Source organism: Chryseobacterium tongliaonense (genome assembly GCF_041224435.1).
In the GTDB taxonomy this organism is placed as follows: domain Bacteria; phylum Bacteroidota; class Bacteroidia; order Flavobacteriales; family Weeksellaceae; genus Chryseobacterium; species Chryseobacterium tongliaoense.
This window is the reverse complement of record NZ_JBGFFD010000007.1, coordinates 221,278-235,570: the sequence shown is the minus strand read 5'-3', so window position 1 is coordinate 235,570 and position 14,293 is coordinate 221,278. Positions and strand designations below refer to the sequence as shown.

11 protein-coding genes are annotated in these 14,293 nt (G+C 37.3%); 3 read left to right on the top strand and 8 right to left on the bottom strand.

What is annotated here, in order from left to right:
* Positions 1–66 precede the first annotated feature (66 nt).
* From AB8P06_RS15655 to AB8P06_RS15630, 6 genes are all read right to left on the bottom strand, one after another.
* Entirely contained in the window at positions 67–1,152 is a 1,086-nt protein-coding gene (locus AB8P06_RS15655) for a porin (protein WP_369843153.1), read from the bottom strand.
* 13 nt (positions 1,153–1,165) lie between these two features.
* A complete protein-coding gene (kdpC, locus tag AB8P06_RS15650; RefSeq protein WP_369843151.1) occupies positions 1,166–1,723 on the bottom strand; it encodes a potassium-transporting ATPase subunit KdpC in 558 nt (185 codons plus the stop codon).
* 9 nt (positions 1,724–1,732) lie between these two features.
* Positions 1,733–3,772 carry a potassium-transporting ATPase subunit KdpB gene (kdpB, locus tag AB8P06_RS15645; protein ID WP_369843149.1) on the bottom strand — a complete coding sequence of 680 codons (2,040 nt, stop codon included), beginning with the start codon at positions 3,770–3,772 and terminating at the stop codon, positions 1,733–1,735.
* A gap of 42 nt (positions 3,773–3,814) precedes the next feature.
* Entirely contained in the window at positions 3,815–5,509 is a 1,695-nt protein-coding gene (gene kdpA / locus AB8P06_RS15640) for a potassium-transporting ATPase subunit KdpA (RefSeq protein WP_369843148.1), read from the bottom strand.
* A 644-nt stretch (positions 5,510–6,153) separates the two neighbouring features.
* Positions 6,154–7,479 (bottom strand): sigma-54-dependent transcriptional regulator, encoded by a 1,326-nt coding sequence (locus tag AB8P06_RS15635; RefSeq protein ID WP_369843146.1) that lies wholly within the window; start codon positions 7,477–7,479, stop codon positions 6,154–6,156.
* 459 nt (positions 7,480–7,938) lie between these two features.
* Entirely contained in the window at positions 7,939–8,388 is a 450-nt protein-coding gene (locus tag AB8P06_RS15630; RefSeq protein ID WP_369843145.1) for an Lrp/AsnC family transcriptional regulator, read from the bottom strand.
* 114 nt (positions 8,389–8,502) lie between these two features.
* Here AB8P06_RS15630 and AB8P06_RS15625 point away from each other — a divergent pair, with 114 nt between their 5' ends.
* The 3 genes from AB8P06_RS15625 to AB8P06_RS15615 all read left to right on the top strand — a co-directional run bounded on the left by AB8P06_RS15625 (position 8,503) and on the right by AB8P06_RS15615 (position 12,164).
* A complete protein-coding gene (locus tag AB8P06_RS15625; protein ID WP_369843144.1) occupies positions 8,503–8,955 on the top strand; it encodes a carboxymuconolactone decarboxylase family protein in 453 nt (150 codons plus the stop codon).
* Between the two features lie 116 nt (positions 8,956–9,071).
* Positions 9,072–11,939, top strand: a complete 2,868-nt coding sequence (locus tag AB8P06_RS15620) for a M16 family metallopeptidase (RefSeq protein ID WP_369843143.1) — start codon at positions 9,072–9,074, stop codon at positions 11,937–11,939.
* A gap of 69 nt (positions 11,940–12,008) precedes the next feature.
* The gene (locus tag AB8P06_RS15615) at positions 12,009–12,164 is read left to right on the top strand and encodes a hypothetical protein (RefSeq protein WP_007841243.1); all 156 of its coding nucleotides are present in this window, start codon (positions 12,009–12,011) and stop codon (positions 12,162–12,164) included.
* A 47-nt stretch (positions 12,165–12,211) separates the two neighbouring features.
* Here the strand turns inward: AB8P06_RS15615 and AB8P06_RS15610 are convergent, their stop codons facing one another.
* Both AB8P06_RS15610 and AB8P06_RS15605 read right to left on the bottom strand, forming a co-directional pair.
* Entirely contained in the window at positions 12,212–13,273 is a 1,062-nt protein-coding gene (locus tag AB8P06_RS15610) for a GNAT family N-acetyltransferase (protein ID WP_369843141.1), read from the bottom strand.
* Positions 13,274–13,287: 14 nt separating this feature from the next.
* Complete coding sequence (locus tag AB8P06_RS15605; protein WP_369843139.1) at positions 13,288–14,286, bottom strand: polysaccharide deacetylase family protein; 999 nt, start codon at positions 14,284–14,286, stop codon at positions 13,288–13,290.
* Positions 14,287–14,293 lie beyond the last annotated feature (7 nt).

The window sequence follows — 14,293 nt, the reverse complement described above, 5'->3', positions numbered from 1 at the left end:
ATTCTTTTTAGTTTTAATTTTTTCCTGCAGCATAGGAGGAATAAACTTTTAGCTTACATTTTCTTATTAAAACCAGGCTGCAAGACTTGTTGTAATGAAAAAATTCCCTTGTTTAAGTTCGTCATTTTTCGTGAAAATGGCATCTTTGGAGGTAAAGCTTCTTGCTTCTGTACGGAATACCACGTTTTTAAGAATTGCGTAATCAATATTCACAGAATACCCGAAAGTCTGGAAACCGTTTGGTGTTCCCGTATTGATAATAACTCCGTTTTTGTCATTATAATATTCGGCTCTGCCGGCTAAAGCCCATTTGGGATTGATCTGATATTTCATCAGAATATTCGGGGAATACCAGATGTTATATTGATCGCTTCCCTTTAATTTCTGTTCGGCTCCGATATCAAACCCCAGAACAGCAGAAAACTGCTCCGTAAGCTGGAAACTTCCGTACAGATCATGGAAATAGCGCATCCGTTTTTCGTCTTTTGTTTTATCATTTCCAATAAAAGAGCTGCTGTTCAATGTAATTTTTTCGGTCGGTTTATAAGTCACCTGATGCCCGAAAGAGATGCTCTGATTGCCTTCAGGTTTTGCAATACGTTGCCATCCGTTTAAGACCAATCCGCTCAAAAACCATTTCCCGTTGTCTGAAGTATAAGAAATTTTAGCTCCGGTTTCAAAATAAGGCGAGTTTTCTGCGGCAAAACTTCTTGTAAGGTTGATATTATCTTTTCCGATGGCACTTTCCCAACCGATATGAGAAGGTATTATTCCTGCATCAATCCACAGGTTTTTATTTTTAGAAATTTTAATTCCGATATTGGCTTCATTGATGTACCGGAGAGCATCCTGTTCAGCAGCCATATTGTCCTGGGCATAGGTTCCGGCCATTAAAGCGATATTGGCGCGTAGGTTTTCAGTCTGGTAAGCTGCTTTTATAAGACCCAGATTAAGGTTCAATTCATTATGCCTGTTGTATGAATATAAAAAGTTTTGGCGAAGATGATTGACAGGTTCATTAAAATCATAAGTGTAAAACAATTCCGCATAGGCGGAAAAAGTTAATTTTTTTTCTGCCTGTAAAGAATCAGCAGTTTGAGCTTTTGCGGTAAGAGATGCGAATATCACACCCGCAATAAGATATTTTTTCATAATGATTTTAAAGTTATTTTAATTGATCTAAAGCGATGTTTAATTGTAATACATTCACTTTTGAAGGCCCGAAAAGACCCATCAACGGAGAACTTACATGGGCTGTAATTAAATTCTCAAGAACTGTTTCTGAGATATTTCTCTCTTTTGCAATTCTTTTTATCTGATACAATGCTCCTTCCCGGGAAATATCGGGATCCAGGCCACTTCCGCTGGCTGTGATCAGCTCTACAGGAACTTTGGCGTTACTCATTTCCGGGTTTTGCATTTTTAAAGTATCCATTCTCTTTTGTACGGTTTCCAGGTATTCTTTATTGCTTGGCCCTTTATTGCTTCCCGCACTTCCTGCAGCATTGTAATCAACTGCAGACGGGCGCCCGTGAAAATATTTTGCCGATTTAAAATCCTGTCCGATATTCGCATAAAACTTTTGTCCGTTATGAATAATGATTTCTCCGTTTCCATGATTCGGAAGTATTTTTGATCCCGCGTATACAAAAATGGAATAAGCTCCCACAAGGATCAGCATGACCACAGTAAGTCTGAATGCTGATGAAATATAATTTTTCATTTTTTAAATTTAAAAGAATAAACTGATGAATAAATCGATAATCTTGATGCCGATAAACGGAGCGATAATTCCTCCCAAACCGTAGATCAATAGATTTCTTCTTAATAATGCGCTGGCGCCGATCGGCTTATATGCTACCCCTTTCAATGCCAACGGAATCAGAATAGGAATGATAATCGCATTGAAAATAATCGCTGATAAAATAGCAGTTTCAGGGCTGTGAAGATTCATAATATTAAGCTTCTGCAGTGCAGGGATAAAAGTGATAAACAAAGCCGGAATGATGGCAAAATATTTGGCCACATCATTGGCAATACTGAAAGTTGTTAATGTTCCACGGGTCATCAGCAGTTGTTTCCCGATCTCTACAATCTCAATCAGCTTTGTAGGATCATTATCCAGATCGACCATATTTCCTGCTTCCTTTGCGGCCTGGGTTCCGCTGTTCATCGCTACACCTACATCTGCCTGGGCCAGGGCGGGAGCATCATTGGTTCCGTCTCCCATCATGGCGACAAGCTTTCCTTCCTGCTGTTCTTTTTTGATGTAATTCATTTTATCTTCAGGTTTGGCTTCAGCAATGAAATCATCAACTCCGGCCTTTTCTGCGATAAATTTTGCCGTTAAAGGATTATCACCGGTTACCATCACGGTTTTTACACCCATTTTTCTCAGACGTTGAAAACGCTCCTGGATTCCGGTTTTAATAATATCCTGAAGTTCAATTACACCCAAAACTTTTTCATTTAATGAAACCACTAAAGGTGTTCCGCCATTTTCTGCGATTGCTTTTACAGCGTCTTCAGTTTCTTTTGGAAAAGTATTTCCTGCTTTCTCAGTCAGCTTTTTAATTGTGTCATAAGCTCCTTTTCTGATTCTTGTTTCTTCAAAATCGATTCCCGAAGTTCTTGTTTCAGCTGTAAAATCAATATACACAGGGTGAGGAACAAGCAAGTCTTCGGATTTTAATTGGCTTAATTCGATAATTGATTTTCCTTCCGGGGTTTCATCGGCCACCGAACTTAGAGCGGAAGCTTTGATGAAATAATTCATTTCCACATTATCTGAAGGATGAAACTGCGTTGCCTTACGGTTTCCGATGGTAATTGTTCCTGTCTTATCAAGCAGCAAAACATCAATGTCTCCTGCTGTTTCCACGGCTTTACCGCTTTTGGTGATCACATTGGCTCTTAAGGCTCTGTCCATTCCTGCAATTCCGATTGCAGAAAGCAAACCTCCGATGGTTGTCGGGATCAAACAAACGAAAAGTGAAATAAATGCCGCAATCGTAATCGGGGTCTGCGCATAATCTGCAAAAGGTTTTAAAGTAACTGTAACGATAATGAAGGTGAGGGTAAATCCTGCCAAAAGTATCGTTAATGTGATTTCATTAGGAGTTTTCTGTCTTGATGCACCTTCAACAAGGGCAATCATTTTATCTAAAAAAGATTCTCCGGGTTTTGTCGTTACTTTCACTTTAATTCTGTCTGAAAGTACTTTTGTACCGCCGGTTACGGAGCTTTTATCTCCTCCTGCTTCCCTGATTACAGGAGCGCTTTCTCCGGTGATGGCAGACTCATCAATCGTTGCCAGGCCTTCGATAATCTCACCGTCCATTGGAATCTGATCGCCGGCTTCACAGAGAAAAACATCACCGAGTTTCATTTCGGCTGACATTTTTAAAGTGGTTTCAACCTGAAATCCCTGTGTATTTTCAATGATTAATCTGGCCGGAGTTTCTTCACGTGTTTTTCTTAAGGTGTCTGCCTGGGCTTTTCCTCTTGCTTCGGCGATGGCCTCGGCAAAATTGGCAAATAAAACAGTGAAAAATAATATGATGAATACTAAAAAGTTATAGGAAAAACTGCCTTGTGTACGTTCTCCTGTTAAGCTGAAGAGGCTCACGACCAACATGACAACCGTACCGATCTCAACAAGAAACATGACAGGATTTTTAAACATAATTTTCGGATTCAGCTTGACGAAAGACTGTTTAACAGCTTCGTTGACCAAATCTTTCTGAAATAATGTCTGTGATTGATTTTTCATTTTTAAATGAGTTTAATTATTTAATGTTTAAATCTTTAAATGCTATTTAGAGAAATATTGAATCTGTTCTGCAATCGGACCGAGGGTAAGAGCAGGGAAGAAAGATAACGCAGCGATAAGAAGGATCACGGCTAAAGTCATAAATCCAAAAGTTAACGTATCTGTTTTTAATGTTCCTGCACTTTCCGGGATATATTTTTTCTGTGCCAGAAGACCGGCAATGGCGATAGGTCCGATGATTGGGATAAATCTTGATAATAGCAGTACGATTCCTGTAGAAATATTCCACCATGGTGTATTGTCGCCCAGTCCTTCAAACCCTGAACCGTTATTGGCAGATGAAGAGGTAAATTCATACAGCATTTCACTGAATCCGTGGAAACCGGGATTATTTAAGGTCTTAGCCCCAAACTCAGGTAAATAAGCGGTTAAAGCTGTTCCTGCAAGAATCAGAAAAGGGTGAAACAAAGCTACAATCATTGCGATTTTCATTTCTTTTGCTTCAATTTTTTTACCCATAAATTCAGGCGTTCTTCCCACCATCAGTCCACTGATAAATACAGCAAGAATAATGAATATGAAATAGTTTAGAATTCCGACACCACAACCTCCGTAGAAGCAGTTGATCATCATCGCAAGAAGCTGATTCATTCCTGAAAGTGGCATTGTGCTGTCATGCATAGCATTTACAGATCCCGTGGAAATAACAGTAGTTGCAATGCTCCAGTATCCTGAAGCCGCACTTCCGAAACGGATTTCTTTACCTTCGATGGCTCCGAGAAGATGATCGGCTCCCATCTGGGTAATTAATGGGTTTCCATTCATCTCATTAATAATATTCGGAATTGCCAGAGCTAAAAATCCAATGGTCATTACAGAGAAAATAACCCATGAAAGCTTTCTCTTCTTTAAATAAAATCCCAGAGCAAAAACCAAAGCGAAAGGGATGATCATCTGGGCAACCATTTCTGTCATATTGGTAAGATAATTCGGGTTTTCAAGCGGGTGTGCGGAATTGGCTCCGAAAAAACCGCCGCCATTGGTTCCTAAATGCTTAATCGCTACAAAAGCGGCAGCCGGACCTCTGGAAACATCAATTTTCTGTCCTTCCAGTGTTGTGATATGGTCTTTTCCTTCGAAAGTCATAGGAGTTCCGTTGGCAGCAAGGATAAACGCAACAACAATACTTAAAGGAATGAGAATTCTTGTGATAGATCTGGTGAAAAAGCTATAAAAATTTCCTAGTTCGGTAGTTGTTTTATCTTTGAATGCTTTAAAAAGCACCGCCATTGCAGCCATTCCGGTTGCAGCAGAGACAAACTGAAGAAACATTAAGTATAGCTGGCTTAAATAACTGACTCCCGTCTCACCTGAATAATGCTGAAGATTACAGTTGACTAAAAATGAGATCGCAGTATTAAAAGCCAGATCCGGAGACATATTGGGATTTCCGTCGGGATTCAGGGGTAACCAGGATTGATTCAATAATATAAGGAAAGCAATAATGCCCCAGACTAAATTAATGGTCAGCATCGCAAACATATTCTGTTTCCAGTTCATCTGCCGGCCAGGATCAATCCCTGAGATTCTGAAAATTAATTTTTCAGCAGGCTGGAAGATTCCATCCAGAAAAGTCTTTTTATAGCCATATACATTAGCAATATATTTACCTAAAAATATTCCTGAAACTAATGTGATGAGAAACATCGCTATGATGCCTGTAATTTCGGTATTCATGATAGATTAAAATTTTTCAGGTTTTATTAAAACATAGCAGATATACACAAAGGCAAGTATTGAGAGAAAAAATAAACTCCACATAATTTTATATTTTATCAAAAAATTCAACTGATTTATACAAAAGCCAGAACATCACCGCCGCCAGCAGGACCAAACTTATAAGCATCATATGACTACAATTAAGGTTAACAGGGTAAAGATTACATACGATACAATCAGCAAACTGAATTTTGACTGCTCCCGTTTTTTGAGCGTTTTTCTTGAAATTGTCATTTTTAAAATATTTTATTCTAGACCATTGATGCCAAATAAAGGTCCATTCGAATATTTTTTATGGTAAATGACTTGATAGTAGTCTATTGCAGGTTTCTGGAGTCGTGCCGGAAAATAAAAAAGCCTATCATTTTGATAGGGGTGTTATTAAAATGATAGGATGAGAGGTTAGAGGTTAGTAGTTAGAAATTAATATTTAACATTCTAATTCTATTCCATATGCTCGAAGTGGCGGAATACTGATCTTAGAATTTAGTGTTGCATAACGTATACACAACAATATCTGTCAATTTGTGAAAATTCGTGACGGTAAAGTAGTTTAAAGCTTATAGGTTTTTAAAACTTATAAGCTTTAAGGTTCAAGATTTTTATCTCAAATCATATTCCTCCAGCTTACGGTAGAGTGTTGCGATACCAATTTCCAGAAGTCTTGCTGCTTCGGCTTTATTTCCTTTCGTGTATTCGAGGACTTTCTGAATATGTTCTTTTTCCAAAGATTTTATACTTAAAGAATCCTTTTCTGTTCCTGTTTTTTCTATGTAATGGGGAAGGCTTTCTGTATCTAAAGTATTGTCATTCATTAGAATTAAACTTCTTTCTATGGTATTTCTCAGCTCGCGGATATTTCCTTTCCAGTCGTTTTTTTCCAATGTTTTATAATAGTCCGGGGAAATCTGAACTGATGTCAGATGCAGCTTATGTGAAAAAGTATCGATAAAGTTTTTAGCCAGTATTTTTAAATCTTCTTTCCTTTCACGAAGAGGTGGCAAGTTAATTTCAAAGACATTTAGCCGGAAATACAGGTCTTCCCTGAAATGGCCTTCTCTTATCTCATCTTCCAGGTTTCTATTGGTAGCGGCTATCAGTCTGAAATCCGATTTTGAAACCTTTGTCTCACCCATTTTGATAAACTCTTTTGTTTCCAGAACGCGGAGTAATTTGGCCTGAAGTTCAATAGGCATTTCTCCGATTTCATCCAAAAATAAAGTTCCGCCGTTAGCTTCCTCTACCAATCCTTTTTTATCCTTTACAGCTCCGGTAAAAGCTCCTTGTTTATGCCCGAAAAGTTCACTTTCAAGAATTTCCTTACTGAATGCAGAACAGTTGATTGCAACAAAATTATTTTTCTTTCTGTCACTTCCTTCATGAATGGCATTCGCAAAAACTTCTTTCCCGGTTCCGGTTTCCCCGGTAAGAAGAACCGTAGCATCGGTCATGGCAACTTTTTCTGCTAATTTTTTAGCCTGAAGAATTAAAGGAGCATTTCCTACAATTTGATTGAATCCCTTTAGAGCGGTGCTTTTCTGAACAATTTTAGACTTATTGTCCTTTACTTTTTCCAAGGCTTTATACACCAAAGGAATGATCTTCTCATTGTCGTCACCCTTCACCAGATAATCGTAAGCTCCGTTTTTCATGGCCTGAACAGCATCGGTGATATTTCCGAAGGCCGTCATTAAAACGATTTCCAGATGTGGATATTTGGTTTTTATAGATTTTATAAGCTCAACTCCGAAGGCATCCGGAAGACGCACATCACTTAATACAACATCAAAATCATATTGCTCAAGCATTGTCATCGCCGAACGTGCTGTTGAAGCTTCTTTTACGTTAAAATATTCTTGGGAAAGAATCATTCCTAATAATTTCAGGAGCTTGATCTCGTCATCGATGATCAGAATGTTTCCGTGCATGATGTGAATTTTTGGAAAACTATTGCAAACTTAAGTAAACTTCCATAAACAAGATAAATATTGTTGAGTTTTTATTGAAATGAGCTTCCGATTTTAATTTTTTGATTAGCTTAGTCCTCCTGAAAAACATCGGTTCTATGCCGTCTAATATCATTTTCCGAAAAAACACACGATAGCACAGCAGTTTGAAATATTCTTCAATATTGAGTTCTGGATTAACTAGAATAACCAGAGATTGTCGAATTCCCGGGTTAAAGGGCGAAAATTTTAAACTAGAATGCAACCACAATTAGAAAAAATTCACGAACAGCAATAAGCTGTATGGAATAAACTTTCTCCCGGCTGGAAAAATGAGATGATCTGGCTATGGATTTTCTACCAATGGGTAATGAAATCATTCATCTGTGAATATTCAGTCAATGAGGTAGCCACCATTGATCCTACAACCGCAGAACAAGGTTACATCTTATGTTTAAAAAAATGATCAACTTTTACCTCTGAGAGCTGAACGGATGTTGTGGGGACACCATAAGGAATCAGGCGGTCAATCAGGTTTTCAAGATGTGAACTGTCAGACAAAATACATTCTGCAACCAGGCAGTATTCACCGGTGATGCGTTTACAACTCAGAATTTCAGGGAATTTGGATAAATTATTGATGAAGGTTTTAAACTCATCATTTTTGAATTTTAAATTCATAATAACCTTTAATCCGTAACCCAGCTTTGTAAAATCTATATCCACACCAAACTGTTTGATCACTCCGCTTTCAACCAGGTTTAATACACGTTCTTTGGTTGCAGATTGTGATAAAGAAATCTTTCTTCCGATTTCGGCATAGCTCAATCTTGAATTTTCATTCAGGATCTGAAGGATTTTGTAATCATATTCATCTAAAGTGATTTTCATTGTGATTTGAAAATTAAAAGATTAAATCAGGTAAATGTAATCATTTTTACAGTTAATTTCATTTTGTTGAAAATCTGATAAAAACGAACTTTGAGGGAGTTAAAAATTATAAAAATGACAAGAATAACTCTCTCTGAAAATGGAAATACGGCATTTGAAAAGCTGATTGGATATAACATTGAAATTCTACGCAACTGGAATCAACTGGAAGAGGTATTCTGGCAAAATTCTTCTTTAGATAAAAGTTTGCTGGAGCAGGTCCGCAGAACAATGGCGTTTGAAAACGGCTGTGAATACTGTATGGTAAAAGGCGGAAAACCCGATTTTGATCCATCTGAAATGAAAATTTCCATAGCTGCATCGTTTGCAGAATTATTTTGTAAAGACCATCATTCTATTGTAAACGGTCATTTTGATTTATTGAAAGAATATTTTACCGATGGCCAGATTTCAGAATTATGTGCTTTTATTGCGTTTATCAATGCTTCTCAAAAACTGGGTAAAATTTTTAACCTGACAGAAGATTTTCAGGCTCAAGCAGTTGTAAAGCTAAAGGATATTAAGTAATTCACTTTTTCAAATGTCATTATAGATACAAGAAGTAAATAAAAATACATCGCATCTCTTTCTATTCCTTACATTTGTAATACATTCTGATGTAAAGAATGAAAATGAGTTTATATATGACTGACAAAAGATATAAGGAGACGATTCATACAGATACAAACAATTACGAGTACATCACCATCACCAACGACGAAAATAAGGTAAGAATTTATACCCTGAAAAACGGACTTAAAGTTTTTCTGGCGCAGAATTTTGATGCACCGAAAATTCAGACTTTTATTCCCGTGAGAACCGGAAGCAATAATGATCCTGCTGATAATACAGGTTTAGCGCATTACCTTGAGCATATGATGTTCAAAGGAACTTCAAAAATCGGGACTCACAACTGGGAAAAAGAAAAAGCCTTACTGGATCAGATTTCTGAACTGTACGAACAGCACAAAGCAGAACCGGATGCTGATAAAAAGAAAGAAATTTATAAAAAAATAGATGAAATTTCTCAGGAAGCTAGCCAGTATGCTATTGCGAACGAGTATGATAAGATAATTTCCTCATTGGGAGCTACCGGAACGAACGCCCATACCTGGTTTGATGAAACGGTTTATAAAAATAATATTCCGAATAACGAACTTGAAAAATGGCTTAAAGTAGAAAAAGAAAGATTTTCAGAAATTGCGCTGCGTCTTTTTCATACCGAGCTGGAATCTGTGTATGAAGAATTCAACAGGGCGCAGGATAATGACACAAGGCTGGTAAACTATGAGCTGATGGATGCCTTATTTCCTACCCATCCGAACGGGCAACAGACCACACTGGGAAAAGCAGAACATCTTAAGAATCCTTCTATGAAGGCAATTCATAAGTATTTTGACGAATATTATGTTCCCAACAATTATGCAATGGTATTGGTAGGAGACCTGGATTTTGAAGAAACAATTTCATTGATCGATCAGTATTTTGGAACAATTCCTTACAGGGAGCTTCCGAAGAAAACTCCGGTTATCGAGCAGCCGATTACAGCAATTGTGGAAAGAACGGTGAAAAGCCCTACAACTCCACGGGTTCAGCTAGCCTGGAGAACTGAAAGCTATGGAACAAAAGAGGCAATGCTCGCAGATGTTGTAGCCAATATTTTGAGCAACAGGGGAGAAGCGGGATTATTGGACCTTCATATCAATCAGACTCAAAAAATGCTTTGGGCACAGGCTTTTTCTGTAGGATTAAAACAGTACGGATACTTTTCAATAGTGGCTGTTCCGAAAGAAACACAGACATTGGATGAAGCAAAAAAAATGGTTTTAGAGGAAATTGAATTGGTGAAAAAAGGCGAGTTCCCTGACTGGATCCTGCCTGCAATTGTTAAGGATTTTAAACTTCAGCGGCAGAAAGGTCTGGAAACGGCAGAAGGGCTTGCTACCAACCTTTACGACACCTATATCAAAGGAAGAACCTGGGAAGAGGAACTGAACGAAATGGATCAGTATGAAGCATTCACAAAACAGGATATTGTAGATTTTGCCAACGATTTTTTCAGAGAAAATTACGTGGTGATCAATAAAGAAAAAGGGATTAATGATAAGCTTTTAAGAGTTGATAATCCGGGAATTACTCCTGTAAAAATCAACCGTGAGGCCCAGTCTGAATTTTTAAAACAGATTTTGGGGGACAAAACAGATGACATTCAACCGGAATTTATTGATTATGACAAAGAAATAAAAACAGATACGGTTAAAGACAAAAAGCTGAGCTTCGTTAAAAATAAATACAACGAGATTGCCCAGTTACATTTTATCTTTCCGTTTGGAAGTGATCATGACAGGGATCTAGGGATTTCAACACAGGTGCTCCAGTATCTGGGAACTGAAAAATATTCACCGGAAGATCTGAAAAAAGAGTTCTTTAAAATCGGGGTAAGCAATGATTTTAAAACCACAGCCGATCAGCTTCAGATCTCATTAAGCGGACTGGAAGAAAATATAGAGAAAGGAATAGAATTGCTCCAGCACTGGATGTATAATGTAAAACCGGATCAGGAAATTTACAATCAGTTTGTAGACACCGTTCTTGAAAACCGTGCAGCCGTAAAAAAGGATAAAAACCGTATTATGACGGCTTTAACGAACTATACCAAACTGGGAAGCTTTTCCCGCTTCACCGATATTATTTCTAAAGATGAGCTTGAAAACAGCAAAGTGGAAGTATTTGCGGACAGAATGAAAAAACTGTTCAGATACCCGTATCAGTTGTTTTTCTACGGAAAGGATTTTGAACGTTTTAAAAGCTATATCGACCAGTATGTTGAAGTAGCCGATCTGAGTATTCCTGCACCTAAAAAATACCCTGAGCCTGAAACTAACGGAAACGTTTATTTTACAGATTACGATATGGTACAGATGGAAATGAGCAAGGTAGGAAAGGGGCATGACGTGAATACTTCCAATTTTGGAAAGATCAATGTCTTCAACGAGTATTTTGGAAGAGGCCTGTCATCAATTGTTTTCCAGGAAATCCGTGAAAGTAAGAGTTTAGCGTATTCCGCTTATGTTTCTTATGCTGCCAATTCAGAATTGGGGCATCCTGATTATGTCACTACCTATATCGGAACACAGCCGGACAAACTGCAGATTGCCGTAGATACAATGGCCGACCTGATGAATGAGCTTCCGGAAGTACCGATTCAGTTTGAAAATGCTAAAAATGCTGCTTTGAAACAAATTGCTTCAGCAAGAATTACCCGGACGAATATATTCTTCAATACGCTAAAGCTTAAAAAGCTGGGGATTGCCTATGATTTCAGGAAAGATATTTATCAGCAGATCCAGGATCTTACATTTGAAGATGTGAAGATGTTTTATCAGACGGAAATTAAGCCGATCCATTTTAATACGGCAATCATCGGGAAAAAAGAAAATCTCAATATGGATGCGGTACATCAGATGGGTACCTTTAAAGAACTGGATTTAAAAGATATTTTTGGGCATTGATCAGATTGATAATGTTTTACAGCGGATTTTGTTTATATTAGTCATTGAAATTTTAAAGCAATATTAATTATGAAAAAGATCACAGAAAACAAGAAACAATTTACAGTTCTGAACAGCAAAAATATGAAAGCTATTGTAGGTGGAGACGGGAATACTCCTGTCGTACCGAAAGAAGAACCTAAAAGAATAACTGAAGTAGCTCCTGTTCTTATCGGAGGTTTTTAAAATAAATCTTCAATATATTAAATAAAAAGCATCCATTGGATGCTTTTTTATGTCATGACACAATCGCCGTCACCGTCCTGGAAGTTAGGGCTAAAGTTTTCAGGAAGGTTTCTGAGGAACTGTTGGTGAAGCAAATACCTTCTTTCAAGATCACGTTCATGAATTTTAGGAAAGCTTTTTGTCCCTTCTATTTTTTTATTGAGCTCAGTCTGATAGCTTGTCAGGATTTTAACCTTATTTTTAATAATGAAATAGCTTAAAAACTCAACAAAATTGTTTAGATCTGAATCACTGAAAAGATAAGAAACTTTCAGATGTCCGTCGCGTAAAAGCAAAAGTGAGCAGGTTGTTAAATTGTTATTCTCATCATAAATTTTTACCCAGAAATACCGGAAAACCTTAGCATAACTTGAAAACAGATATTCTTTTTCTTCCGTCTCACGCTCCAAAACCCACGGATTTTCTATAAGGGAATTAATCTCATCAGCATTCCGGTTGCTTTGAAATTTTGAAATGAAACTTGCACTTTCCGAATCTATTTTACTGATTATTTCAAATTTAAAACCAGGTTGATTTTTAAAACTGTTTTTTAAAGAAATCAGTGAATTGATCATCTCATCCGCAATTCCGAAAAGAGGTTTTAAAGATTTTGTATCAGGTTTTTTAGTGGGAATTATAGTTCGAAAATCAGTCCGGAAATAATATCTTTTCCCGATTTTAGGCTGAATGTATTGAAAAACACCGACTTTATTGTATAAACTTTCAGCCTCTTTAGTGAATTCTGTCAGGGCGATATTTCCGTCATATACCTCAAATGCTTTGCTGAGAAGTGCCTGTGCGATCCTTTTTCCACGAAACCTGTCACTGATGTATAAGGTGCTCAGCCATGCATAATTAAACCGGATTCCATCAATTGTAAAGTGATCGGGAAAACAGCCCAGATAACCTGCGAGCTGCTCATCAGCATACGCCAGAATCAGTAATGTCTGCTCATCAGTAGCCTTAGGATTGGCAATATGGGATTTTGCCCTGTGCTCTGTAATGGGCAGAAAATCGTATTTTTTGAAATCACCGGATGATACAAATTCTGAAAGTTGTTGTTTATTCAATGTTTTCAAATGGATCATTTCCTTATAATGGTATTTTTGTTAAGCAACTTCTTTAATCTGAAATAAGCAATTTCCTTTTTAATGATTTTTTCTGCATTCTCACCCATTTCCATCGGTATTCTGTGAAAGTTTTTTGTAACACTGTCAAGTTTTATACCTGCACTTCCAAAGCTGCAGATAAGGTCTTTATTCTTAAACAGCTGATCAAAAAAGGACTTTTTCACTCCAAAATCGGTAAAAGGGAAGGCAAAACTTTCATAAAGAAAATTATTTTCCTTTAAATAATCAAAACTTTTTTCTGTGGCTTCCAGTTGTTCGTCCAAATTCAGCTCATGATAAAGCGGATGATCCCAGCTGTGAGAAGAAATCCCGAATCCTTTTTGGTCCAGGCTTTTTAACTGCCCAAAGCTTAAATAAGGTTGTTGTTCCTTTAAAAAATCAGTAAAATCGAGCTCAAGCTTTTCAGAGACCTGATTAAGGATTTCCCTTTGATGATAGCTGATTTTTAATATCTTTTGCTGAATGTTTTCTTTTAAAAGATGATCAGTCTGAAGGATGGCCTTTATTTCCGGCGGTAAAATTTTTGCAGATTCAACAGCATTGCAAATCAGGCTTGCTTTACAGCGGAACATCAGATCTTTATTATCGATGAAAGAAGGATTGATAAAATTGATGGCGTAAATTCCTTTTCTCTCTAAAACAGGGGCGACAATATCATAGAATTCCCTTAATCCATCGTCAAAAGTGAGTAAAGCAATTTTTTTCCGGGCGTTAAAATTTCCCTTACTGTATTCTTTAAATTCATCCCAGTCTACAAATTGGAAATAGCGTAAAAGATAATCCAGGTCTTCTTCAAACTGCTTTATATTTTTGTACCGGATGATGTGGTTGAGGTGGGGCAGGTTTTCATCAGAAACACAATGATAGACAGGCAGGCAATAGTCTAAAGGAAAAGAATTTTCAATATTTTCTCCTTCAAGTGCTGCTAATAAACTGATTATGCTGTCTTTCATCGTTTTT